This is a genomic window from Sporomusa acidovorans (assembly GCF_900101845.1).
In the GTDB taxonomy this organism is placed as follows: Bacteria; Bacillota; Negativicutes; order Sporomusales; family Sporomusaceae; genus Sporomusa; species Sporomusa acidovorans.
Genome location: NZ_FNAM01000020.1, coordinates 77,333 through 101,975, shown reverse-complemented (window position 1 = coordinate 101,975; position 24,643 = coordinate 77,333). Strand labels below are relative to the sequence as shown.

Sequence of the window (24,643 nt, the reverse complement as noted above, 5' to 3'; positions counted from 1 at the left end):
CAGAGTCCGGTTTTGCTGCTGATATCGGCTTCGAGAAATTCTGGAACGTTAAATGCCGCCTGAGCGGACTCAAACCCAATGTATCGATCCTGGTAGCTACCGTGCGCGCGCTCAAGATGCATGGTGGTGGACCTACCGTTATACCGGGCCGTCCGTTGCCTGACGAATATACCAAGGAAAACCTGGGCCTGCTCGAAAAAGGCTGCGAAAACATGGTACATTTGATCAACATGATCAAAAAATCCGGAATCAAACCGGTAGTATGTATTAATGCGTTCTACACCGATACGCCGGCCGAACATGCTTTGGTTAAGAGAATCGCCGAACAGGCCGGTGCCCGTGCTGCGGTTTCCCAGCATTGGCTCAAAGGCGGCGACGGTGCGCTTGATTTGGCTGACGCTGTTATGGATGCCTGTAAAGAAGAAGTTAACTTTAAGTATCTGTATCCGCTGGAAATGCCGCTGCGTCAACGCGTAGAAATGATTGCCAAGGAAGTCTATGGTGCTGACGGCGTTGACTGGGCGCCGCTGGCTCAGGAAAAAGCCCAAAGATTCGAAGCTGATCCGAAATATGCTGATTATTGCACCATGATGGTTAAGAGTCACCTATCCTTATCGCATGAACCTACCTGGAAAGGTGTTCCGAAAGGCTGGAGACTGCCAATCCGCGACGTTCTGGTCTATGGCGGCGCTAAATTCCTCTGCCCGATGGCCGGCGCAATCAGCTTAATGCCAGGAACCAGCTCTGATCCTGCTTACCGCCGCATTGATGTTGATGTGAATACCGGTAAGGTTAGCGGCCTGTTCTAAGTAATAATAAAAAATTGCTTAGACATGTGAAAATTTTTTCAAAATTGTAGTTTAAATTTGCAGGTATTCGTCCACTCAAGGGCGAATACCTGCAGATAGAGTTTGTGAAAAAATCCTCATGATCCAACTCTGCTAGCTAAGCTCCTTGTAAGTAGACTCAAGTGAAAAACAACTATGATGAACATAGGGAGGAAAAGAAGAATGTCCGAATACAAAACAATCGACGTGGCAGCCACCCAGATGCTGGATAAAGCCAAAGAAATTGGCTTTTTAACAACATTTGACCGCGCCAAAGCCCAAGAGCCTCGTTGTACCTTCGGTAATACTGGTATCTGCTGCCGTATCTGTCTGCAAGGCCCTTGCCGTATTCTGCCCAAGAAACCTGGTGGCAACAAAGGCGTTTGTGGCGCTATGGATTACACAATCGTTGCCCGTAACACCGTTCGCTATATTGCCGGTGGCGCAGCAGCTCACTCCGACCATGGCCGGGAAATTGCCGAGACTTTCCTGCATGTTGCGGAAGGCAAAGTTAAAGATTATAAAATTACAGATACTGATAAACTTATGCGAGTCGCCAAACAAATTGGTGTTGAGACTGAAGGCCGCGATATAATGGCAATTGCTAAAGATGTTGCCATGCTTGCGTTGCAAGAGTTTGCCGAAGTTGATGAATCTAAGGAACTTACCTGGATCACTAAATTCTCTAATGAGACAAGAAATCAAAAGTTCCGTGATACTACTATTATGCCTAGCGGTATCAACCTTAGCTTGGCCAAATTATTGCACCAAACCCATATCGGGGTTGACGCTGACCCGGTAAACATTATCTTTGGCGGCTTAAAGGCTGCTCTTAGTGATGTTGCCGGTGAACATCTTGCTACTGACTTGTCGGATATTCTGTTTGGGACTGGTGTTCCTGTTGTTACTGAGGCAAATCTAGGCGCTATTAAAGCAGATAAAGTTAATATTGCCCTCCATGGTCATAACCCGCTCCTTAGTCAAGTAGTTGTTACTGCTGCTAAAGAGATGCAGGAAGAGGCAAAAGCTGCCGGTGCTGCTGGTGTTAATTTGGTTGGTATTTGCTGTACTGGTAATGAAGTATTGATGCGTGAAGGCGTGCCTATCGCCACTAACTTTAGTACGCAAGAATTGGCCATTATGACAGGCGCTATGGATGCAATGGTTGTTGACGTTCAGTGCATTATGCCTAGCATACGTACTGCTGCTGAGTGCTTCCATACTAAGATCGTTACGACTATGCCTATTATGAAGATTCCTGGTGCTTATCATTTTGCATTTGACGAGCAGCACGCAATGGATAGCGCCAAGAAAATCATTCGCTTGGCAATTGAAGCCTTTAAGAATCGTGATAAAGATAAAGTTTGCATTCCTAATATTAGGAATACTGTTGTTGCAGGTTTCAGTCTGGAAGCAATGTATAATATATTTAAAAAAATCAATCCTGAGTCTCCGATGAAAGTTGTTACCGATGCTATCGCCGCTGGTGAAATTAAAGGTGTTGCCGCTCTTATTGGGTGTAATAACCTGAAAGGTACTCATGACTTTAACCATACCACTATTGCTCAGGAATTGGCGAAAAATGACGTATTGTTGCTAGCTACCGGCTGCTCTGCTCAGGCACATGCTTTAGCTGGTTTGATGAATGGCGAAGCTGTGAAAAAATATGCAGGGGAAGGTCTGAAAAAATTCCATGCCCGGTTGAATGCCGCAGCAGGTTTAACAGCTGAATTGCCGTTGATGTTCCACATGGGTTCTTGTGTTGACAACAGCCGTGTTCAGGATTTTGCTACCGCTATGGCAAACGAAATGGGCGTTGATAACGCTGATATTCCTTTTGTTGTTAGTGCTCCGGAAGCTATGTCTGAAAAGGCAGTTGCTATCGGTGCTTGGAATGTTGCTTATGGTAATCCGACACATGTTGGTGTTATAGCTCCGACTGTTGGCAGCCAACTTGTTAATGATGTTGTTACCAAAATTGCTGAAGATGTATTTGGCGGTTTCTTCTTCTGGGAGCCTGATGCTCATAAAGCTTCAGCAAGAATGGTTGAAATTCTCGAAGAACGTAATTGGAAGAATGCTATGCGTAAAAAAGCCCGTGATGCAAGGGAAGCTAGCAAATAATAGGAACGTTTCAAATCCAATAGCTACCGTTTAATATTGAGAAATTGACTCTATGAAGGAGGACGAAAAACAATATGTCTATGGAGCTTTTTAAAGGCGCTTATGAAGGTGCTGTCACAGCTACCAGCTATGCGGAAATTCTTCTGGCGAAAGCCATCAAGGTACATGGTGCTGACTGCCCGGTTAAATATCCTGATACTGCTTACAGACTGCCGGTAATTACTGCCTTAAGCGGTGAAGAAGTAAATACAATCGGTGATCTTGCTCCGATTCTTAATAGAATCCGGACTACTAACATCAAAGAGGAATTAACCTTAGAAAATGCTAAACTGAACGGTGAAGCAACTCTGTATGCTGCTGAAATTATCGAAGCGCTGCGTTATCTTAAAGGCGTAAAGCCTGATCAATATCCGTATTGTGGTTTTGTTCCCGACCCGATTCTGCGTAAATTCGGCGTACCGTTGGTTGACCAAACCATCCCTGGTGTTGCCGTAATCGTAGGTAAAGGTAAAGACAGCAAATCTACGGCTAAAATGGTGAAAGACCTGCAAGCCAAAGGCATCATGATCTTCCTGGTTAACGAAGTTATTGAACAATGTATCGAAGAAAACGTAAAAATCGGTGCAGAGTTCATAACCTTCCCGCTGGGCAACTTTACCCAGGTTATCCATGCCGTTAACTTTGCTTTCCGTGCCGGTCTGGCTTTCGGCGGTATTCCTGCCGGTCAGCGGGAACGGGCGATTGAATATCAGGCAAAACGCGTATTTGCGTTTGTGATTCAGCTTGGACCTAATGATGTTGTTAAATATGCTGCCGAATTCGGCGCGATGTTCATGGGCTTCCCGACCGTTACCGATCAGCCGGTAGCCGAAGAGATTCCCGACTGGTATCAATCCGAACCAGACTACGAAAAAATTGTCAAACTTGGTCTGGAATTGCGCGGCATTAAACTGAAAATTGTTGATATCCCTGTACCGATCACCATTGGACCTGCTTTCGAAGGTGAAACCATCCGTAAGAAAGACGCTTATGTTGAGTTTGGCGGCGGCCGTTCCACCAGCTTCGAGCTTGTGCGGATGTGTGGCGTTGATGAAGTAGAAGACGGTAAGATCGAAGTGATCGGACCGGAAATTGATGAAATGCCGGAAGGTAGTATATTCCCGCTTGGCTTTATGGTTGATATCTATGGCCGTAAAATGCAGGAAGACTTCGAAGGCGTACTTGAACGCCGCATTCACTACAACCTGAACTATGGCGAAGGTTTGTGGCACGTAGCCCAGCGTAATATGATGTGGGTGCGTATCGGCAAAAATGCCCATGCTGCCGGTTTCAAAATTAGAGACTTCGGCGAAATCCTGATTGCGAAATTCAAATCCGATTTCCCCGCTATCGTTGACCGGGTACAAGTTACCATTATTACTGATAAAGAAGTTATCGAAGACAAAATCAAGATCGCTATTGAAAAATATGCCGCCCGTGACGCTCGCCTCAAAGGCCTTACTGATGATGTTGAAACATATTATTCTTGTACGCTCTGTCAGTCCTTTGCACCAAACCATGTGTGTGTCGTATCGCCGGAACGCTTAGGCTTATGCGGTGCTGTTAGCTGGCTTGACGCCAAAGCTTCGAACGAAATCAATCCGCTTGGCCCTAATCAGCCGATTGACAAAGGCGAATGCCTTGATACTGAAAAAGGCCAGTGGAAAAACCTGAATGACTTCATTTATGCTAATTCCCACAACACGGTCGAAGCCGTAAACTTCTATACTCTTATGGAAAACCCGATGACATCTTGCGGATGTTTTGAGGCGATAATGGCAATATTACCGATGTGTAACGGCATCATGATCACCACGCGTGAACATGGTGGCGAAACTCCTTGCGGCATGACCTTCTCCGCTTTGGCCGGCACTTGCGGCGGCGGTATGCAAACTCCTGGTTTCATGGGTCTCGGTCGTCGGTACATTACCAGTAAAAAGTTTATCAAAGCCGACGGTGGCCTAGCCCGTCTTGTCTGGATGCCGAAAGAACTCAAAGAATTCTTAGGTCAAGACCTTATTGACGCTGCAGAACATGAAGGTCTGGGCGCAGATTTTGTTGATAAGATTGCTGACGAAACTGTAGGCACCACTGAGGACGAAATTCTGCCGTTCCTGGAAGAAAAACAACATCCGGCTCTGAAAATGGATCCGATGATGTAATGTAATTTGTTACTCTTTTAAGGAGGAATGCGGGGCACATTATGAGAATTTAATTTTTAGTATTCAAATGTGCCCCCGCTTCTTATAATTTATTTTGAGTTTTTATATTCGAAAGGAGAAGAGAAAATGGCGTTAACAGGTTTGGATATTTTCAAACAACTACCCAAAACAAACTGTAAAGAGTGCGGTTCACCTACCTGCCTGGCTTTTGCTATGGCAATGGCAAACGGTAAAGCATCCCTTGACATGTGCCCGCATGCATCTGAGGCTGCTAAAGAATTTTTAGGCGCAGCCACTGCACCGCCTGTAAAAACTGTAAAAGTTGGTGTTGGTGAACAAGAAGTTGTAATGGGTGACGAAACCGTCCTCTTCCGTCATGATAAAACTTTCTATCATCCTACTGCATTAGCTATTCAGATTTCCGATACTTTGTCCGGCGCAGAACTGGACGCTAAGATTGAAAAAATTAATGGACTGGTAATGGATCGTGTTGGTCAACAAGTGGCTATTCAAATGGTCGCTGTTACTAACTGCTCCAAAGATGCCGCCAAGTTTAAAGCTGCTGTTGAAGCCGTAGCTGCTAAAGCTAAATTTGCTCTGCTGCTGGCCGGTGACCTTGCTGCTCTGGAAGCTGCTGTTCCTGCCGTAGCTGCTAAGAAGCCGCTTATTCATGCCGCTACTGCTGAAAACTGGGAAAAGGTTGTAGCCCTTGCTAAAGCCAACAATTGCCCGGTTGTAGTAAAAGGCAACGGTCTTGATGATACTGCTGCTTTAGTAGAAAAAGTAGCGAAAGAATACAAAGAACTGGTACTTGACTTTGGCAATACTGCCCAAGCCAAAACGCTTGCTGAAATGGTTAACGCCCGTCGTCTGGCCATTAAGAAAAAATTCCGTCCGTTCGGCTATCCGATGCTTGCTTGCACATTAGCTACTGATGCTAAAGAAGAAGTAGTAGAAGCTGCTACTTATGTTGCTAAATATGCCAGCATCATCTGCATGAAAGCGGATGAAAAACATCATTTACTGCCGCTGATGGCATGGCGCATGAACGTCTACACTGACCCGCAAAAACCAATGGCTGTTGAAGGCAAAGTGTACGAGATCGGCGATGTTACTCCTGATTGTCCGGTATATGTTTGCACTAACTTTGCTCTTACCTACTTTGCCGTTGAAGGCGAAGTTGTCGGCAGCAAAATCCCCGGTTATATTGTAGCTGTTGATACTGACGGTTCCTCCGTTCTTACTGGTTGGGCATCAGGTAAATTTGTTGCCGAGCCTATTTATGAATTTGTTAAAAACTCAGGCGTTATGGACAAAGTTAACCACAACAGTATTGTTATTCCTGGATATGTTGCCATTATTAGCGGCAAATTGAAAGAAATTTCCAGCTATAACGTAATTGTTGGACCACAAGAAGCAGTTGGTATTCCGGCTTTCGCCAAAGCTAATTACCCCCAACTTATGAAGTAAGACCAGCATATAATTGTGTTGCCTGAAACAAGATAACAGCAGCCTTGGTTCAACTAGTCAGGAGGGTAGTTAAGGATGAACAAACGGTTTGTAACATTTCTTCCCGCAGGAGTTAAAGTAGAGGTAGAGCCGGGAACTGACCTGCTTACTGCCGCAAGCAAAGCAAACGTCGAGATAAAAGCTCCTTGCGGTGGTGACGGTACATGCGGCAAATGTGCGGTTAAGATTCAGAGTGGCAGTGTAAAAGCCAGAAGAGACAGTCATTTAGCAACAAGAATTGCCGAGAAAGGCTTTAATCTTGCCTGCCAGAGTTTGGTTCAGGATGAGGATTTGGTTGTCGAAATACCCCAAACTTCAGCGCTGACCAAACATCAGGTGCTAGTGGAACGTTCCTCAATAGGCGAGGGTATTTCGGATGCCTTAAGTAATTATTTGTTGCGTGTGTGGCAGCTTAAAGAACTGCTTCTGGAAAAACAAGAAAGCCCGCTTAACGGCTATCCGCTTAAGCCACTTTGTAAACGTGTCCGCCTAACTCTGCCTGCAGCTTCCCTGCAAGATAACCGTGATGACCTTAACCGGTTGACCATGGCTCTAAAGAAAGAAATTAAATGTACGGATATTCAAATTCCTCTCCCGCTTGTTCGGAATTTGGGGGAGATCCTGCGGACGGCCCAGTTTAAAGTTACTGTATTGCTATCTGAGATTGGCGGCAAGGCTGAAATAATTGCCATTGAGCCTGGACACGCCCATCAGCCGCTTTACGGTATTGCTGTTGATATTGGTACGACGACAGTAGTCGCTTACCTGCTTGACCTTGAAAAAGGCAGAGTGGTGGATACTGCAGGTACGCATAATCGTCAGGCCCGTTTTGGTGATGATGTCATCAGCCGTATTGTCTATGCTGTTGAAGAACAAGATGGCCTGCAAACCGTTCATCAAAGTATTATTGACACCATTAATACCTTGATTATGGATTTATTGGTCAAACAGCGTCATATCAAAGAAACTGATATCCGCGTAATGATGACAGCCGGCAATACCACCATGGCGCATTTATTCCTGGGAATTAATCCTAAGTTTATTCGCTTGGAGCCCTATATTCCGACGACTAACTTCTATCCGGTTGTAAAATCTAAGGAATTAGGGCTGAGATTACATCCTGACGCTTTAGTGTTCAGTTATCCGTCAGTTGCCAGTTATGTCGGCGGTGATATCGTTTCCGGTACTTTATTTACCAAGATGGGCAACGAAGATGCACCGATATCCCTCCTGATTGATATCGGTACCAATGGTGAAATGGTATTAGGGGCCGGCGATTGGTTGGTAACCTGTTCCTGTTCCGCTGGTCCGGCATTCGAAGGCTCAGGCATTACGTTTGGTATGAGGGCTATGCATGGCGCTATTGAACGGCTGGAAATAGATCCTCAAACCTATGAAATTTCCTATACGACTATTAATAATGGTAAGCCTGTTGGTATCTGCGGTTCAGGCCTTATCGACTGCTTGGCTAAGTTAAGGTGTTCCGGCGTCATTGACCGGGCCGGCAAGTTTCAAACCAACCTGCCAACTGAACGGATGCGCATTGGTGAGGCAGGACCTGAGTTTGTTCTTGTTTGGCGTGAAGATACAGATATCAATCGTGATATCATTATTAGTGAGGCTGATGTCAAAAATCTGCTCAGAGCAAAAGGCGCGGTATTTGCCGGAATTCGCACACTTTTAAATGTAGTCGGTTTTGAGCTTGATGGAATCGAGAATATTTATGTGGCAGGCGGATTTGGCAACTATCTCAATATTCCTGACGCAATTGCCATTGGGCTGTTGCCTGATATACCTGTAGAAAAGTACAAGTATGTCGGCAATACCTCGGCAAAAGGAGCCTGTATGGCCCTGTTGTCGCAGGAAGCTTGGCAGGAAGCTAATAATCTGGCAGGTAAAATGACGTATATTGAATTATCGGTTGGCAATCTGTTTATGGATGAATTTGTCTCATCCTTGTTTATTCCACATACTGATTTAACTTTATTCCCCAATGTCAGTCTTTAGTATACTGATTTTGGGTGCAGGGAAAGGAGTTTTAAGACATGGCAAAACAAATTGCAGTGGCAGGAAAAGGCGGTACCGGTAAAACAACTTTTACTGCGTTACTGATCCGTTATTTGGTTAAAAACAATAAGGGCTCCATTCTGGCAGTTGACGCAGATGCCAACGCCAACTTGAATGAAGCACTGGGGATGGAGGTTGAACAAACAATCTCTGAGTTGCTAACCAGTACCAAGGATCCCAAAAATATTCCTGCTGGTATGACCCAGGAAACATATATTGAGTATAAACTCCAATCATCATTGGTTGAATCAGATTATGTTGATATGCTGGTGATGGGCGGTCCTGAAGGTCCAGGTTGCTATTGTTTTCCTAACAACCTCCTGAAAGGCTATATGGATAAACTCGGCAAAAATTACGGTTATGTACTCATGGATAATGAGGCTGGCATGGAGCACATCAGCCGCCGAGTAACTCAGGATATTGATTATATGTTTGTAATCAGCGATGCTTCGGCTCGCAGTATTCGTTCGGCAGGCCGTGTTCGTCATCTTGTGGATACACTTAAATCAAATGTAAAGAACATTTATTTGATTTTGACCAAAACGCAGCATGACGAGGATATTACCGCTTTACAGGGCGAAATCGATAAAACCGGTCTAAAACTGATTGGTATCATTCCCTATGATCCTCAGGTAGCCAAATTTGATTTATTGAGCCAGCCGCTATTTGATTTACCTGATAATTCAGCGGCTGTGCAGGCGGTTAACGCCATTTGTAAAGAAGTGCAAATCTAAATGTTTGGAAGGAGCGTAACTATGGCAACTAATATGTTGAAAGAAAGATATTCCGGTAAAATCAATACCGTTACCCTTGGTGCAACCAAGGAGCAAGGTGGTACTCGGACCAGCACTGTAACCGTTGGCGGCGATTCCACGATGCCGTTTCTCCATTTTGAAGGAGATATGCCTTTAAAACCCGTTATTGCAATGGAAATCGAAGATATTAAACCAGATTGGCATCCGTTCCTGAAAGAAGTATATGCCGATGTTATGGATAATCCGGTTGCCTGGGCAAAAAAATGTGTAGAATTCGGCGCTGATTTAATCTATATTAAACTTAACGGTGCTCATCCTGATAACGGCAATAAGAGCCCGGAAGAGTGCGCTAAGGTTGTTAAAGATGTACTCGCTGCTGTTGGTGTTCCTCTTATCGTTGTTGGTTGCGGCGAAGAAGAAAAAGATAACGCCGTTTTACCGGTTGTTGCTGAAGCTGCTGCTGGTGAAAACCTGTTAATTGGTTTAGCTAAACAGGACAGCTATAAGTCGGTTGCTGCTGCCGCTATGGTTCACAAGCATAAAGTACTGGCGCAAAGCCCACTGGATATCAACATTTGTAAACAGCTCAACATTCTTATTTCCGAGTTAGGCTTAGCCCCGGAAAATGTCATTATTGACCCGGCTACTGCTGCTCTGGGTTATGGTATTGAGTATACGTATTCCATTCTTGAACGTGGCCGTCTGGGCGCTCTGCAGGGCGACAAAATGCTGTCCCAACCTGTTATTTGCCAAATTGGTCATGAGGCATGGCGTGCTAAAGAAGCTAATGCTTTGGAAGCAGATTTCCCGAATTGGGGCGACCAGGGAGAACGCGCTATCCTTTGGGAAGCTATGACTGCTGCCGGTCTCTTACAGGGCGGTGCACACATCATGGTACTTCGTCATCCGGAAGCCGTTCGTCTTGTTAAGAAAAATGCTGAACAATTAATGATTAAACCTGAAATCTAAACATGTCATTATCGCTAGCTTCTAGTAACCTTTCTTAAATTAGATTAGATATAAAAGTTCCCCCAAAAAATAATATTATCGAGGAGGATTTTATTAATGCTTATCATTGGCGAAAGAATTAATGGTATGTTCAAGGATATCGGTGTGGCTATTCGGGAGCATGACCCGAAGCCGCTACAAGAGTGGGCTGCCAAACAAAAAGCAGGCGGCGCGCATTACCTTGACGTAAACACCGGACCTAACTCCGAAGATCAAACTGTTGACCTCCCTTGGATGGTCAGTGTTTTAAAAGAATGCACTGATTTGCCACTGGCAATTGATACCACTAACTATGACGCTATGGAAAAAGCCTTGGAAGTTTATGGAAAACCAGGCGCATTAATTAACTCTATCGGTTGCGAGCAAGAAAAAATCGACCGAGTTTTTCCAATGGCAGCAAAATATCAAGCCGATGTTGTTTGCTTGTGCATCAACAAAGTTGGTATTCCTAAGAGTGCTGATGACCGTGTGGCTATGGCTATGGAATTTGTCGCCAATGCGGAAGCATATGGTTTGCAGCCGGATAATCTGTTTATTGACCCGATCATTTTACCAGTTAACGTGGCACAGGAACATGGCGTTGAAGCTTTAGAGACCATTCGCCAAATCAAAATGATTTCCAATCCTCCTCCCAAAACTACGGTTGGTCTTTCCAATATTTCGCAAAAAAGCCCGCATCGTTCGATTATTAACCGCACTTTTGCCGTAATGGCCATGACTGCTGGCTTGGATTCCGCTATTTGTGATGCTAATGACGAAGCGTTGGTTGATGCTATTGCAACTGCCCGCTTAATCCTTAACCAAGATATTTACTGTGACTCCTACGCTAAGGTGTTCAGACAGCGGTAATACCGCTGGGTTTACGCCCAGGAAAGGAGGTCAATGATGTCAACGGTAAATCAACCCAGTAAAGGGAAAACTTCTTTCTGCCAGGAAATCGAAGAAAAATCTCATCAGCCAATTAGCTCATGCTATCATTGCATGAAGTGTGCCGGTGGCTGCCCGATAAATTTTGCCATGGATCATAACAATTACGAAATATTGCGCATGATTCAGCTGGGAGAAAAGGATAAGGTGTTTAAATCCAATACTCCTTGGCTGTGCGTTGGCTGTAAGACTTGCGCCGTAAGGTGTCCGAACGGTATTGATACCTCTAAGGTTATGGATACCATTAAAATGGAAACCATTGCCGAAGATAAAATTCCGGCCAGCCATTACAATGTCAAATTATTTTACGAATTGTTTCTTGATTCCATGAAAGGGTTCCCCATAATCGGCGGCGAGGGTCGTAACTATGAAGTTGGACTTATGGGGCTTTACAAGTTCTGTACAGGCGATTTTTTTGCAGACATGGATCTCGGCAAAGAAATGACAAAGCGGGGTAAGATGCCATTTTTGCCTCATAATGCCCTCAAGCGGCGTAAGGGCGAAATTAAGAAAATTTTCAAGAGAGCAAAGGAGAAAAAGGCGACATGAAATTAGGCTATTACCCAGGATGTTCGCTACACTCCACAGCCAAAGAATATAATATGGCCACAGAGGCTGTATTTGATGCCTTGGGGTTTGAACTGACTGAACTCCCGGAATGGAATTGCTGTGGAGCCACTGCCGGCCACTCGACTGACCGTTTTCTTGCACTTGCTTTGCCGCTGAGAAATTTAGTCATTGCTGAAGCCGAACAGCAAAAAGAACTTGTTTTGCCATGTGCTGCCTGCTATAACCTTGTAAAGGCTGCTGATCACTATGTGCGTGAAGGTACTCCGGAAGCAAAAGATGCTAACGAAGAACTGAAAGGTATCATGGGGGCCGCCTATAATGCTACGGTTCATGTTACCCATCCGCTGGAAGTTATCATGAGGAAAGAGATTATCGGCAGAGTTGAGCCGGAAGTTAAGAAGCCGCTCACAGGCCTTAAAGTTGTTCCTTATTACGGTTGTCTGCTGACAAGGCCTACTTACGTAGCCTTTGATGATGTTGAACAGCCGCAAGCTATGGATAAACTGATGAAAATGACCGGAGCCGATGTAAAACGATGGTCCTATAAAACGGATTGCTGCGGTGGCAGCTTGACAGTGCCTCGTACTGACGTCGTTTATGAAATAACTAAAAAACTGGTAACTGCAGCGCAACGGGCAGATGCTGACGCGATCGTTACTGCTTGCCCGCTGTGTCAGATGACCTTGGACACCAGGCAGAAAGAAATTGAAAAACCTATACCCATATTTTTCTTCACCGAATTGCTAGGAATTAGCTTTGGGCATCCGGAAGCAAAAAAATGGATGAAGAAACATATAATTGATCCCATACCGCTCTTGACATCATTGCACCTGTTGTAACCGTTTTAGAGAAACCGGCAGAACTATTATATAGCTATGTCCGGTTTCTCTCTGGTTATACAGCTATGTAATGATGGCGAAATATGATATTTTAGCGAAAGGCAGTGAGAGCCATGCAAAGGGATGTGCTCGTTATTGGCGGTGGCATTGCCGGTCTGCAGGCGGCTCTGGAATTAGCTGGGGCAGGATATCCTGTTCATTTGGTAACAGATGAAGCAAATCTTGGTGGGAAATTAATCGATTCTTCCGATAAAGACAAGCAGAATGCTTGTGTCTGGGGAGATCAGGTGAATATTTCTGCTTTGTATTTGGGGGGGAATCTTCATGCATCCAGTACGGTGCTGGGTTCGCTCATTACCCGCGCCACTAATAATCCACTTGTGCACATTTATACCAGTAGCAAGCTGGTCGAACTACAAGGGGATGTAGGTCACTTCCAGGCTACCATCAGTGATGCCCAAGCCGGCAAGCTTACCCAAAAACTTGTCGTCGGAGCGGTTATTCTGGCAGCCGGTTTCAGCATGTATGACGTCTCCCAAAAAGGAGAATTAGGATACGGGTACTATAAAAATGTTGTTACCAGCTTAGAATTTGAGCATCTCTTATCCGAAAGCCGTTATCGCTCAGAATGTATTAGGCGGCCATCGGACGGAAAATGTGCAGAAAAGATTGCGTTTATACAGTGTGTGGGCTCCCGGGATGTCGTGTCCAAAGGGGAATACTGTTCGGCAATCTGCTGTATGTTTACCGCCAAAGAAGCAATATTAGCCAAAGAATTTGCTCCCAAAACAGATGTAACGGTTTTCTATCTTGATTTACGGGCATGCGGCAAAAATTTTGATACCTTTTTATCGCGAGCTCAGGAGTTAGGTACTCGCTATGTTCGCACTATGATTTCTGAAGTTAAAGAAGATCCTGTAACTGAAAAACTGTCAATTAATTATGCTGCGGCCACTAAACCGGTTGAAGAAGATTTTGACCTGGTTGTCTTGGCGACAGGTATTCGTCCGTCTGCACGTTTACAAGAAACGGCCGGAATATTGCGGGTGCCGCTCAATGATTTCGGTTTTGTACAGGCCGATCCGCTTGATCCGGTAGTTACCAAACGCCCTGGGGTATTTTCGGTGGGCGGCAGCCAAGGACCGCTGGATGTTCCTGAGACTATGGCACTGGCAAGTGCCGCTGCGGCGGCAACAGCCCGGGCGTTGGGAAAACCGGAAGGTCGTCCGGCGCGCAAACCGGTACCGGAACGTGATATCAGCAAAGAACCTGTCCGGGTAGGGATATTCCTCTGTAAAGGCGGCTTGGCAGCTATGGGAGCGGATAGCAATGCTGTTGCGGAAACAGCCCAAAAACTACCGGGAGTATCTATTGTTGAATGCGACCAAGCAGTATGCCAGCCTGAGGCTATAGCGAAAATACAAAAACTCATTGCTACGCAGGGACTAAATCGTATTGTTGTCGCACCTTGCGTTCTTAAACATAATTTGAATCTATTCCAAGAAACAGTACAGGCTGCCGGTTTAAACCGGATGCTTGTGGAAATGGCCACCGTACCGCTGAAAGCATGGGATGATAATCCGGATAAAGCATCTGGCGCTGCCAACCAAATTGTTACCCGGGCAGTGAGCGATGTAACAACATATAAGCCGCTTAAATGGCATGCGGAGACTGTTGTGCCGTACGCTCTCATTGTGGGGGGCGGTGTGTCCGGTATGGCTACCGCTTTGGCTTTGGCCGACCGTGGGTTTGGTTGTACGCTGGTTGAGAAAAACACTGTTCTTGGGGGATATGTCCGCGATCTTACCGGCAGCCTGGAAACTCAGGATCTCAAGGCAACTATTGAGAATTTGGAAAAACAGGTTGAGAAAAACGATAAGATTGAGGTTTTGCTTAATTCCGAAGTCGTCGATTTTAAAGGCCGCCAAGGACAGTTTGTTACAACGGTTGCTACCGAACAAGGTAAGACAACTAGAAAAATTGAACATGGTGTAGTGATTCTGTCTACAGGTACGACTGCCTATACGCCAACCGAATATTTATATGGTCAGGACCAACGGGTTATTACCGGCCCTGAAGCCATGCACCGCTTGGCAGACGGACGTTTACCGGGGACAGGCGAGTCAACTTATGTCTTCATACAATGCGTTGGTTCCCGGAACGAGGAACATAAATACTGCAGCCGCACTTGCTGCGCGGAAACGGTTTATGCGGCGACTAAGATCAAGGAACAAAATCCTGATGCTAACGTATATGTTTTGTCGCGTGACATCCGTACTCCCGGTTATCTTGAACTGAAATACCGTGAAGCACGCAAAGCAGGCGTGGTATTTGTGCATTATGAAGAAGCTGATAAACCGGTGTTGCAAAAAGATAGTGCTGGCAACTTGACTATGAAGGTTAAAGATCCCCAATCTGGGCTTGAACTGGACATAAGGCCTGATCAGGTCATTTTGGCAGTGGCACAAACGGCGTCGCCGGCAGCCGGTCAGCTAGCTGATTTGTTTAAAATCCAGGTAAACGCCGACGGCTTCCTGTCGGAGACGCATTCTAACTTTGGCACAATTGCCTTCCCTGGGGGCGGCATCTTCATTACCGGTGCAGCCCATGGCCCGAAATCAGTTGTGGAATGTTTGACTCAGGCCAAGGGGGTAGCCGGCCGTGCAGCCCGTATTTTAGCTCAGCCTATGCTGATGATGGGGGGCATGGTGGCTGAAGTTGAATGGGAAAAATGTGCTGCCTGCTTAACTTGTGTACGGACATGTCCGTATGGTATTCCGCAAATCACTCGCGAGAAAAAGCAAATGGGCGCTGCCTACATTCCGCCTGCTGACTGTCGTGGCTGTGGTATGTGTGCATCTGAATGCCCGAATAAGGCTATTTTTGTACATCATTACCAGGATGATGAGGTACTTGCCCGGGTTAAGACTGCGTTAACGGAGGTGGGGTAGATGAGTGATGGTAAGGTTGTTGGCTTTGTTTGCCGCATGTGTGCATTGATTACTTCTGATCTTGGCCCACCAGCCGATGTTAACGTTACAATCGAAACCATTGAATTACCTTGTGCTGGTAAAGTTGATGGCAGATTGCTGTTAGAAGCGTTTGAAAAAGGCGCTGACGCTGTATTTGTCGCTGGCTGTCCTGAACATGAGTGCATGAACGTGAAAGGTAGCTTACGTGCCCGGAAACGTTTGGAGCACATACAAGAAATACTGGATCAAGTGGGAGTTGGCGGAGAACGGTTGGTTATGTACAACGTATCCGGAACTCACGGTCCGCGATTCGCCCATATCGCCCGGGAGATGGCCGGACTGCTTGAGAAATTAGGTCCGAGTCCGCTTAAGGCCCGGAAGGCCTAGAAAGGAGACGAGTCAAGCGATATGATAGTTGCAGAAATCAAGCCGATTGAAGAAATTGCTGATTCAATTAAAGCCATAAAAGGCGTGAAAAAAGTATTGGTTGCCGGTTGCGGCGGTTGCGTTACTGTCTGTTTGTCCGGCGGTCAGAAAGAAACCGATATATTGGCTAGTGCCCTGCGTATGAAAATGGAAGTTGACGGTCAGCCTGTGCAGATTGAAACAGCTACGTATGAGCGTCAATGTGATCCTGAATATGTGGTCAGGTTTAAAGAGCATCTCAAGGATGTTGATGTTGTTGTTTCCATGGCTTGCGGTGTTGGCGTACAGTTCATGGCTGAGAATTATCCTGAGATCATCTTTGTACCAGGCCAAAATACTAAATTTGCCGGTGCCGCTATTGAACATGGTGTCTGGGAAGAACGTTGCATGCTGTGTGGCGAGTGTGTGCTTGCCAAAACCGGTGGCGTTTGTCCGATCATCCGCTGTTCCAAGAGCCTGTTAAACGGTCCGTGCGGCGGTTCGCAGAACGGGGTATGCGAAGTCAGCAAGGATACTCCGTGTGCATGGCAGCTTATCTATGACCGCCTAAAAGGCCAAGGGCGTCTGGACCTGATGACAGAGGTATTACCGGCTAAAAACTGGTCGAAGAATAGAGACGGCGGTCCTCGCAAAATTGTGAGGGAGGATGTGCGGTTATGAGCGAAGCAGTTGATAAAAAAGCAATTTTAAAAACAGATAGTAAACTGGAAAAACTGTACTCGCTTGGCCACTTTGTGGTAACAGGCGAGCTTGGCCCCCCCCAACACGCGAACGGTCATGATTTGGAGTATCATGCCGGTGAGTTGAAAGATATCGTCGATGGCTTTAATCTAACCGATAACCAAACGGCCATTGTGCGTTTGTCCAGTATTGCCGCCGGCATTCATGTAATGAAGGGCGGCGGGACCCCAATTATTCAGATGACTTGCCGGGATAGGAACCGTATTGCTATGCAGAGCGATTTGCTCGGGGCCTACAGCCTGGGAATCCGCGATGTTTTGTGCTTAAGCGGTGACCACCAATCCTTTGGCAATCATCCGACAAGTAAGAATGTGTATGATGTTGACTCCGTGCAACTGATTTCGATGGTTAAAAAAATGCGGGATGAAAAGAAATTTTTATCCGATGTTGCCATTAAGAGCGATGAGCCACGGTTCTTTATCGGTGCCGTAGAAAATCCGTTTGGCGATCCGTTTGAATTCCGGGCCATCCGGCTTGAAAAGAAAGTAAACGCAGGTGCTGATTTTATTCAAACGCAGGCAATCTTCGATGTGGAGAAGTTTGCCCGCTTTATGGAAATGGTCGTTGACCGCGGTATTCATGAAAGAACTAAGATTACTGCCGGTATTCTGCCGGTGCGTTCGGTAAAAGCTTTGCAGTACATGAAAAAAGACGTTGCCGGTATGGAAATTCCCGACAGCTTGATTGAGCGCATGAAGAAAACTGAGGATCCTAAGAAAGAAGGCATCCAAGTGGCAATCGAATTGTGCAACCAGCTCAAGACAATCCCGGGAGTAGCTGGTATTCATATCATGCCTGTTGGCTGGGAGGCTGCATTGCCTGAAATCGTTAAAGGTGCAGGTTTCCTGCCTCGTCCCAAAGTTGAATAGGGATAAGACATTCCCGTCATCTGGCTAAGCACTGATTTAGAAGGATAAGCTTAGGGAGAACTATCGGGTCAGCCTCGAGAATTGGCTGACCCTAAGTTCTATTAATTGTTGCACTCCATACGCTAACATAAATTAAATTGAGCAAATTTTCACAAAGTAAACGCTTGACATATACTATTAATTATTGTTACTATCCTTAATGTGCTGGCTTATCAATAATGCAACAAAAGAAAGGGTGAGATAACAAGAATGTGTTGTTCAAAAGTAACCAAGGACCAGGCATTACGAATTGTCAAGCAGTATGAGCAAGTCATGGGAATAATCAATAAGTATGATAAGCAAAAAGAGCAGCTGTTATCAATTTTACTGGATATTCAGTGTGCTTCCGGAGAAAATTATGTGGCCGAAGAGTGGGCTGAAGTCGTTGCGCGTGAATTAGAACTACCCATAAGCAAAGTCCACGATGTACTAACCTTCTACGCAATGTTTAATATTGAGCCAAAAGGCAAATATGTAATTGAGATTTGCAAGAGTACGCCCTGCCATGTAACCAAAGCCGATGCCGTTGTAAAAATGTTTGAAGAAGAATTAGGCATTAAGCTGGGCCAGACGACGCCGGACAACCTCTTCACCTTACTGCACACCAGTTGTGTTGGGGCCTGCGACATTGGGCCGGTAGCCAAGATTGGCGACGACGTTTATGGCAACCTGACAGCAGACAAGGTAGCTGAAATTGTTACTAGTTACCGGGGGGTGTCCTCATGTCAAAAATAAATAAACTGATTTCCCGTAATTGTGGCGTAATCAGTCCGGATTCTGTTGAAGAATACGTAAAAGCCGGCGGCTTCCAGGGACTTAAAAAAGCTTTCACCATGAAAGCGGCAGAAATCATTGAGGAAGTTAAAAAAGCGAAATTGTTAGGTCGCGGCGGTGCTGCCTATCCTGCCGGTTCCAAATGGGAACAGTTGCTGGAAATTCCTGAGTTTCCCAAATATATTGTCATTAATGCCGACGAAGGCGAGCCGGGAACGTTCAAAGATAAAATCCTGCTGGGACAGGACCCGCTTAGAGTAATTGAAGGCATGATTATTGCCGGTTATGTGTTTAGTTCCCATGACGGCTATATCTATATCCGCGGTGAATACCGGGCCATTCAAAGAGTTTTCCAGAGCGCCATTGATCATGCCGTTACAGCCGGCTATCTTGGCAAGAACATTCTGGGCACTGATTTTGAATTCAACATTCATATTATGACCGGTGCCGGTGCCTATGTATGCGGCGAAAACTCCGCTCTGTTGAACTCCATTGAAGGCAAAGCCGGTCGTCCGCGCATTAAGCCGCCTCATCTGGCGGAAGTTGGCTTGTTCCTCATGCCGACATTGGTTAATAATGTCGAGTCCATTGCCAGCATTCCGACCATCGTAGTAGAGGGTGGCGAGAAGTTCTTAAGTTATGGTACCCAAGATAGCGGTGGTACGAAACTGATCTGCTTGTCTGGTAATGTTGTGAATCGCGGCGTATTTGAAATTCCGTTTGGGATTACGCTAAGGGACGCCATTTACGATCCGGAGCTAGGCGGCGGTATTCCGGGCGGCAAAAAACTGAAATTCTTCCATCTGGGTGGTCAGTCCGGCCCGATTGGCAATGAAACCCAGCTTGACACAGTCTATTGTTACAAAGCCCTCAAAGGCGCCGGTTTAAGTGTAGGCTCAGGCGCTGTGGTCGTAATGGACGAAGATGTTTGTGTGATTGACTATCTCAAAGGCGTAACCGAGTTCTTCATTCATGAATCCTGCGGCAAATGCACCCCCTGCCGGGAAGGTAACAAGCAAATCTATGCCATTCTGAGCAAACTTTCCGATGGAGAAGCTACCCAGGAGGATTTGGTTGTTCTCAAACGCTTGATTGGGACGATGACGACCGCGTCCTTCTGCGGTCTGGGACAATCGGCGGCAGTTGCCTTAAATACCTGCTGGAAGCTCTTCAAGGCGGAATTTGAAGATCACCTGCATAAGCAATGTCCGGCCAAAGTCTGCTTTACTGAACAGGAAAGAGGTGAGTAGTGATGGGTCATCATGCATCAGATCCTAATAAAATCGTAAATGTAACCATTGACGGCATTCCTGTAGCCTGCCCGGAAACCACACTTATCCTGGATGCCGCCAAAATGGCGGGGGTAAACATTCCTGTCTTATGTTACCATCCTGACCTGAAAGTACGTGCTACCTGCCGTATCTGCGTAGTTGAGGTTAAGGGTCAGAGAAAACTAAAAACCGCTTGCGGCAATGAAGTATGGGACGGAGCCGAATTTATCACTAACAGTCCGACTGTCCGCCAAGCCAGAAAAGATGTTCTGGAGCTTATCCTGGCGGAGCACCCGCAAGACTGCCTGAAATGTGTAAGAAGCACAAGCTGTGAATTGCAACAACTGGCGCGCGACTTTGGCATCAGCAAGCCACTGTTTAAAAACGAACCCAAACAGTTGCCAATTGAAGACGCGAGCGGCGTCATTGTCCGTGATATGGCCAAATGTGTAAAATGCGGCCGCTGTGTCGAAATGTGCCAGGAAGTTCAGACAGTTGGCGCGATTAACACCGCGCACCGCTCAGTGGAATATGAAATTTCCACCGCCTTTAACCGCCCCTTGCAAGAGACGACCTGCGTATACTGCGGCCAGTGCGTAGCCGTCTGTCCGGTAGGCGCACTCTACGAAAAAGATGAAACCGAAAAAGTATGGCAGGCCCTTGGCAACGCGGACAAACATGTCATAGTCCAGGTAGCGCCGGCAGTGCGGGTTGCCCTGGGTGAGGAATTTGGCATGGCTCCCGGCAGCATCTCTACCGGCAAGATGGTAGCTGCTCTTCGCCGGTTGGGCTTTGATAAAGTATTTGATACGGACTTTTCCGCTGACGTGACCATTATGGAAGAAGGCAATGAGTTGCTGGCAAGAATGAGCAGTGGCGGTGCTTTGCCGCTGATTACCTCCTGCAGCCCGGGCTGGATCAACTTTGTTGAGACATTCTATCCGGAATTGCTGCCTAACGTATCGAGCTGTAAATCGCCGCAACAAATGTTTGGCGCCCTGGCGAAAACGTATTATCCGCAAAAAGCGGGAATTGACGCCGGCAAAATAGTATCGGTTTCCATTATGCCCTGTACGGCCAAAAAATATGAAAGTGCCCGTCCGGAAATGAACAGCAGCGGTTATCGTGACGTAGATGTTGTTTTGACTACCCGCGAGCTGGCACGGATGATCAAACAGGCAGGTTTTGATTTTAATCAGCTTGCCGAGGAAGAGTTTGATGCGCCGCTCGGTATTTCCACAGGCGCGGCTGTCATCTTCGGGACATCCGGCGGCGTTATGGAAGCCGCCCTGCGTACCGTGTATGAAGTTGCTACCGGCAAAGAGCTTGCCAATGTTGACTTTAAGGATATTCGCGGTCTGACCGGCGTAAAAGAAGCGGAAGTTGACCTTGAGGGCAAAAAAGTAAAAGTTGCGATTGCCAATGGCCTGAAGAACGCCAGAGTGATTCTGGATAAAATCAAAGCAGGCGAATGTGATTATCAATTTGTTGAGATCATGTGCTGCCCTGGCGGCTGCATCGGCGGCGGCGGTCAACCTTGGGGAACAACTGCGGCGACTAAGGAAGCCCGGATGGCCGGCCTGTATCAGATCGACAGTGACAAAGCCATCCGCCAGTCTCATAAAAATCCGGCTGTACAGGCCCTGTATGACGAATTCCTGGGCAAGCCTCTCAGCCATAAATCCCATGAACTTCTCCATACGCATTACCATTCCCGCAACAAGTAAGAGCTTGTAAAGTCAATGAGGACGGCTTATAATGGAGCCGTCCTCATTTTTTGGTCAAACAGAATTTGTGTAGCAATTATAGGCTATGTTACAATAGTGCCGGGAGGAATGCAGCATGATCGTGATGATCGACAACTATGATTCCTTTGTATATAATCTCGTTCAATACCTTGGTGAAATGGGAGAGGATATCCGGGTTTTTCGTAATAATAAAGTTACTCTGGCGCAAATTGAAGATATGCGGCCGGACCATATCATTATTTCCCCCGGTCCGTGTACGCCAAATGAAGCCGGCATTAGCCTTAAGCTTATTCAGTATTTTAAAGGGAAAATACCAATGCTCGGCGTTTGCCTTGGACATCAGGCTATCGGACAGGCTTTCGGCGGGGAGGTTGTGCGGGCGCCACGCCTGATGCATGGCAAGACTTCACAAATCTATCATGATGGTAAAGGCGTTTTTGCAGGGCTTGAAAGTCCGCTTACCGCTACCCGCTATCATTCACTTATTGTGAAAAAAGAAACATTGCCTGCTTGCTTTGAAATTACCGCTGAAACAGATTTAGGAGAAATTATGGGGATTCGTCATAAAAAATATGCGATCGAGGGTGTCCAATTTCACCCGGAATCAATATTGACTCAGGACGGACACGCCATGCTCCAAAACTTTCTCGCATTAAATCCTAATTGGACATGCCAAACGAAAGGGGTTTGCCGGTGATGAACCCGATACCGATGATTCGTGAAATCGCAGTGACAGTATCGCCTGCTGAAGTTTTTGCCTTGTTTGCCCAGCAGCCTTACAGTGTATTTTTGGACAGCGGCAAAGATAGTAACGGCGTGGGACGCTATTCGTTTATTGCCCGTGACCCGTTTTTGGTGTTCTCAAGTAAAGGACAGGCCATCCATATTGAGGAAAAAGGCGGGTGCCGCAACTTTGCAGGCAATCCTTTCGCCGAATTGAAGCGGCTGCTCGCAATCTATAAAACGGAAAAAGTTCCTGGTTTGCCGCCTTTGACAGGCGGGGTTATTGGCTATTTTGGTTATGATATGGGGTATCTGCTGGAAAATATTCCGGACTTAAGTATCGATGATTTAAATAATCCTGATTGTATGTTAGGTTTTTATGATACAGTGCTTATTTTTGACCATCATACCAATAAAACTTTGATTGCCGCCAACGGTTTTCCTGAACGGGACGAACTATGCCGGCGGGCGCGGGCCGAGAACCGCATTAACGAATTAGTGGCTTTGCTGGCTCAGGCTAAGCCGCTGCCGGAACCTGAACCGCAAATTCCCGCAGGGGATTATCAATCAAACTTTACCCGCAAAGGTCATTGTGACATGGTGCAAAAGGGTATTGACTATATTGCCGCCGGTGATATTTTTCAGGTTAACCTAACCCAACGATTTAATGCTAAAGTAACTGTTCCACCTTTTGAACTCTATCGCTATTTGCGTCATATTAATCCCGCGCCGTTTGCCTCGTATTTGAATTTTGGCGAAGTGATCGTCGCCAGTGCCTCACCGGAACGCTATATGCTGGTAACAGACAGAATGGTTGAGACAAGGCCAATTAAGGGTACAAGGCCGCGGGGGCAAGATCCTGAATCCGACCGGCTATTGCGGGAGGAGTTAGCTGCCAGTGAGAAAGACCGGGCTGAATTAGTGATGATTATTGATCTTGAGCGCAATGATTTGGGACGGGTATGTGAATTTGGCAGTGTGCGTGTGCCGGATTTAATCCGGCTGGAAGAATATGCGACAGTTTTCCATCTTGTGTCAACCGTGGTCGGAAAACTATCTCCAGGAAAAGATGTAATAGACTTAATTACAGCCTCTTTTCCGGGTGGGTCAATCACCGGTGCGCCCAAAGTACGGGCCATGGAGATTATTGATGAGCTTGAGCAGGTACGCCGCGGCATTTATACCGGGTCGATCGGCTATATCGATTTTAACGGTGATGCGGATTTAAATATTGTTATCAGAACATTTGTCATTAAGGGGGACCGCGCTTACTATCAAGTAGGCGGCGGTATTATCGCTGATTCCGTACCTGAGCTTGAGTATGAGGAAAGCCTGGATAAAGCCAGGGCGCTTATGCGGGCGTTGGGGTATCAGGTATAAAGCAAAGGGCTGTGGTAAAATGATTATTTATTTTAATGGCCGGCTTGTCTCTGCCGCCGAAGCCGTTTTGACTCCTGTTGATCACGGCTTTCTCTACGGTCATGGTTTGTTTGAAACTATGCGGGCTTATCATGGCAGAGTATTTAAGTTTAAAGAACATATAAACCGTTTGAAAGCGGCCGCAGATTTCCTGGGCTGGCCCAAGCTTCCACCGTATGCCGAACTCAGCGACGCGATAACCAGTGTATTAAACGATAATCAGTTAACTAATGCTTCGGTGCGTCTTACTTGCTCAAGAGGGCAGGGAACTCCCAGACCTGATCCGGGAAGCTGCGGTCAACCGGCAATTGCTGTGTTTGCATCGCCGCTGCCGCCGCCGCTGCCGCCGGCTGGCTGGAGTGTAACTACGGTTGCGTTCCGGCGTAATTTATCTTCGCCGCTGGTAAAAATAAAATCTGCCAACTATCTGGATAACATCCTGGCGAAACAGGAGGCTAAAGCAAAAGGAGCTGAGGAGGCACTTATGCTGAATACCGACGGATTTGTGGCCGAAGGTTCGATGAGTAATTTGTTTATGGCTAGTGAGGGCAGACTGATTACTCCCGATATCTATAGCGGGATACTGCCCGGTATTACGCGTAGTACGATTATCGAGTTGGCCAAGGCGGCGGGAATTATTGTGGAGGAACGGCAAGTCAGGCCGGAAGAACTGGCAGACGCCGACGAAATCTTTTTGACAAGTTCCATCATGGAAGTGATTCCGGTAAAAATGCTTGACGGTTGTCCTGTCGGCAAATCGCAGACGGCGGGTCGAGGATATTTTACGGTTAAGCTAATACAACTCTACCGTGAACTTACCGCAAAGGAGTGAAA

20 protein-coding genes are annotated in these 24,643 nt (G+C 46.5%); all 20 read left to right on the top strand.

The window, feature by feature from the left end; genetic code table 11:
• Positions 1-809, top strand: an 809-nt coding sequence (locus BLR65_RS14895) for a formate--tetrahydrofolate ligase (RefSeq protein ID WP_143122586.1), incomplete at its 5' end; no start/stop codon positions are given.
• A 201-nt stretch (positions 810-1,010) separates the two neighbouring features.
• Positions 1,011-2,951, top strand: a complete 1,941-nt coding sequence (gene cooS, locus BLR65_RS14890; RefSeq protein ID WP_093794981.1) for an anaerobic carbon-monoxide dehydrogenase catalytic subunit — start codon at positions 1,011-1,013, stop codon at positions 2,949-2,951.
• A 74-nt stretch (positions 2,952-3,025) separates the two neighbouring features.
• Positions 3,026-5,152, top strand: coding sequence for an acetyl-CoA decarbonylase/synthase complex subunit alpha/beta (gene acsB, locus BLR65_RS14885; RefSeq protein ID WP_093794980.1), 2,127 nt, complete (start codon positions 3,026-3,028; stop codon positions 5,150-5,152).
• Between the two features lie 126 nt (positions 5,153-5,278).
• Positions 5,279-6,622 carry an acetyl-CoA decarbonylase/synthase complex subunit gamma gene (acsC, locus tag BLR65_RS14880; protein ID WP_093794979.1) on the top strand — a complete coding sequence of 448 codons (1,344 nt, stop codon included), beginning with the start codon at positions 5,279-5,281 and terminating at the stop codon, positions 6,620-6,622.
• A gap of 75 nt (positions 6,623-6,697) precedes the next feature.
• The gene (locus BLR65_RS14875) at positions 6,698-8,668 is read left to right on the top strand and encodes an ASKHA domain-containing protein (RefSeq protein ID WP_093794978.1); all 1,971 of its coding nucleotides are present in this window, start codon (positions 6,698-6,700) and stop codon (positions 8,666-8,668) included.
• 38 nt (positions 8,669-8,706) lie between these two features.
• Positions 8,707-9,462 carry an ATP-binding protein gene (locus tag BLR65_RS29850; protein ID WP_094607892.1) on the top strand — a complete coding sequence of 252 codons (756 nt, stop codon included), beginning with the start codon at positions 8,707-8,709 and terminating at the stop codon, positions 9,460-9,462.
• 21 nt (positions 9,463-9,483) lie between these two features.
• Complete coding sequence (gene cdhD / locus BLR65_RS29845) at positions 9,484-10,452, top strand: CO dehydrogenase/acetyl-CoA synthase subunit delta (protein ID WP_094607893.1); 969 nt, start codon at positions 9,484-9,486, stop codon at positions 10,450-10,452.
• 96 nt (positions 10,453-10,548) lie between these two features.
• Positions 10,549-11,340 carry a methyltetrahydrofolate cobalamin methyltransferase gene (locus BLR65_RS14865; RefSeq protein WP_093794977.1) on the top strand — a complete coding sequence of 264 codons (792 nt, stop codon included), beginning with the start codon at positions 10,549-10,551 and terminating at the stop codon, positions 11,338-11,340.
• Positions 11,341-11,373: 33 nt separating this feature from the next.
• Positions 11,374-11,967: a 4Fe-4S dicluster domain-containing protein gene (locus BLR65_RS14860; protein ID WP_093794976.1), complete on the top strand. Its 594-nt coding sequence runs from the start codon at positions 11,374-11,376 to the stop codon at positions 11,965-11,967.
• Positions 11,964-12,827, top strand: a complete 864-nt coding sequence (locus tag BLR65_RS14855) for a CoB--CoM heterodisulfide reductase iron-sulfur subunit B family protein (RefSeq protein ID WP_093794975.1) — start codon at positions 11,964-11,966, stop codon at positions 12,825-12,827. The genes BLR65_RS14860 and BLR65_RS14855 overlap by 4 nt, the downstream gene beginning before the upstream one ends.
• A gap of 113 nt (positions 12,828-12,940) precedes the next feature.
• Positions 12,941-15,778 carry an FAD-dependent oxidoreductase gene (locus tag BLR65_RS14850; protein WP_093794974.1) on the top strand — a complete coding sequence of 946 codons (2,838 nt, stop codon included), beginning with the start codon at positions 12,941-12,943 and terminating at the stop codon, positions 15,776-15,778.
• Positions 15,779-16,186 carry a hydrogenase iron-sulfur subunit gene (locus BLR65_RS14845; protein ID WP_093794973.1) on the top strand — a complete coding sequence of 136 codons (408 nt, stop codon included), beginning with the start codon at positions 15,779-15,781 and terminating at the stop codon, positions 16,184-16,186.
• Between the two features lie 21 nt (positions 16,187-16,207).
• Positions 16,208-16,885, top strand: coding sequence for a methylenetetrahydrofolate reductase C-terminal domain-containing protein (locus tag BLR65_RS14840; RefSeq protein WP_093794972.1), 678 nt, complete (start codon positions 16,208-16,210; stop codon positions 16,883-16,885).
• On the top strand, positions 16,882-17,835 hold the full coding sequence (locus tag BLR65_RS14835; RefSeq protein ID WP_093794971.1) for a methylenetetrahydrofolate reductase: 954 nt from the start codon (positions 16,882-16,884) through the stop codon (positions 17,833-17,835). The genes BLR65_RS14840 and BLR65_RS14835 overlap by 4 nt, the downstream gene beginning before the upstream one ends.
• Positions 17,836-18,084: 249 nt before the next feature.
• Positions 18,085-18,609, top strand: coding sequence for an NADH-quinone oxidoreductase subunit NuoE family protein (locus BLR65_RS14830; RefSeq protein ID WP_093794970.1), 525 nt, complete (start codon positions 18,085-18,087; stop codon positions 18,607-18,609).
• Positions 18,597-19,898 carry a complex I 51 kDa subunit family protein gene (locus BLR65_RS14825; RefSeq protein ID WP_093794969.1) on the top strand — a complete coding sequence of 434 codons (1,302 nt, stop codon included), beginning with the start codon at positions 18,597-18,599 and terminating at the stop codon, positions 19,896-19,898. The genes BLR65_RS14830 and BLR65_RS14825 overlap by 13 nt, the downstream gene beginning before the upstream one ends.
• Before the next feature lie 2 nt (positions 19,899-19,900).
• Positions 19,901-21,646 (top strand): NADH-dependent [FeFe] hydrogenase, group A6, encoded by a 1,746-nt coding sequence (locus BLR65_RS14820; RefSeq protein WP_093794968.1) that lies wholly within the window; start codon positions 19,901-19,903, stop codon positions 21,644-21,646.
• A 115-nt stretch (positions 21,647-21,761) separates the two neighbouring features.
• The gene (gene pabA / locus BLR65_RS14815) at positions 21,762-22,364 is read left to right on the top strand and encodes an aminodeoxychorismate/anthranilate synthase component II (protein ID WP_093794967.1); all 603 of its coding nucleotides are present in this window, start codon (positions 21,762-21,764) and stop codon (positions 22,362-22,364) included.
• Positions 22,364-23,770, top strand: coding sequence for an aminodeoxychorismate synthase component I (pabB, locus tag BLR65_RS14810; RefSeq protein ID WP_093794966.1), 1,407 nt, complete (start codon positions 22,364-22,366; stop codon positions 23,768-23,770). Before pabA ends, pabB begins: the two co-directional genes overlap by 1 nt.
• Positions 23,712-24,641 carry an aminotransferase class IV gene (locus BLR65_RS14805; RefSeq protein ID WP_245692808.1) on the top strand — a complete coding sequence of 310 codons (930 nt, stop codon included), beginning with the start codon at positions 23,712-23,714 and terminating at the stop codon, positions 24,639-24,641. Before pabB ends, BLR65_RS14805 begins: the two co-directional genes overlap by 59 nt.
• Positions 24,642-24,643: the final 2 nt, after the last annotated feature.

Bases quoted from the DNA above. Each gene is read 5' to 3' on its own strand.
- BLR65_RS14840 (WP_093794972.1), top strand. From the start codon at position 16,208: ATGATAGTTGCAGAAATCAAGCCGATTGAAGAAATTGCTGATTCAATT.
- BLR65_RS14875 (WP_093794978.1), top strand. From the start codon at position 6,698: ATGAACAAACGGTTTGTAACATTTCTTCCCGCAGGAGTTAAAGTAGAG.
- BLR65_RS14855 (WP_093794975.1), top strand. From the start codon at position 11,964: ATGAAATTAGGCTATTACCCAGGATGTTCGCTACACTCCACAGCCAAA.
- BLR65_RS29850 (WP_094607892.1), top strand. From the start codon at position 8,707: ATGGCAAAACAAATTGCAGTGGCAGGAAAAGGCGGTACCGGTAAAACA.
- BLR65_RS14820 (WP_093794968.1), top strand. From the start codon at position 19,901: ATGGGTCATCATGCATCAGATCCTAATAAAATCGTAAATGTAACCATT.
- BLR65_RS14865 (WP_093794977.1), top strand. From the start codon at position 10,549: ATGCTTATCATTGGCGAAAGAATTAATGGTATGTTCAAGGATATCGGT.
- pabB (WP_093794966.1), top strand. From the start codon at position 22,364: ATGAACCCGATACCGATGATTCGTGAAATCGCAGTGACAGTATCGCCT.
- BLR65_RS14835 (WP_093794971.1), top strand. From the start codon at position 16,882: ATGAGCGAAGCAGTTGATAAAAAAGCAATTTTAAAAACAGATAGTAAA.
- pabA (WP_093794967.1), top strand. From the start codon at position 21,762: ATGATCGTGATGATCGACAACTATGATTCCTTTGTATATAATCTCGTT.
- BLR65_RS14845 (WP_093794973.1), top strand. From the start codon at position 15,779: ATGAGTGATGGTAAGGTTGTTGGCTTTGTTTGCCGCATGTGTGCATTG.
- acsB (WP_093794980.1), top strand. From the start codon at position 3,026: ATGTCTATGGAGCTTTTTAAAGGCGCTTATGAAGGTGCTGTCACAGCT.
- BLR65_RS14850 (WP_093794974.1), top strand. From the start codon at position 12,941: ATGCAAAGGGATGTGCTCGTTATTGGCGGTGGCATTGCCGGTCTGCAG.
- BLR65_RS14860 (WP_093794976.1), top strand. From the start codon at position 11,374: ATGATGTCAACGGTAAATCAACCCAGTAAAGGGAAAACTTCTTTCTGC.
- cooS (WP_093794981.1), top strand. From the start codon at position 1,011: ATGTCCGAATACAAAACAATCGACGTGGCAGCCACCCAGATGCTGGAT.
- acsC (WP_093794979.1), top strand. From the start codon at position 5,279: ATGGCGTTAACAGGTTTGGATATTTTCAAACAACTACCCAAAACAAAC.
- BLR65_RS14830 (WP_093794970.1), top strand. From the start codon at position 18,085: ATGTGTTGTTCAAAAGTAACCAAGGACCAGGCATTACGAATTGTCAAG.
- cdhD (WP_094607893.1), top strand. From the start codon at position 9,484: ATGGCAACTAATATGTTGAAAGAAAGATATTCCGGTAAAATCAATACC.
- BLR65_RS14805 (WP_245692808.1), top strand. From the start codon at position 23,712: ATGAGGAAAGCCTGGATAAAGCCAGGGCGCTTATGCGGGCGTTGGGGT.
- BLR65_RS14825 (WP_093794969.1), top strand. From the start codon at position 18,597: ATGTCAAAAATAAATAAACTGATTTCCCGTAATTGTGGCGTAATCAGT.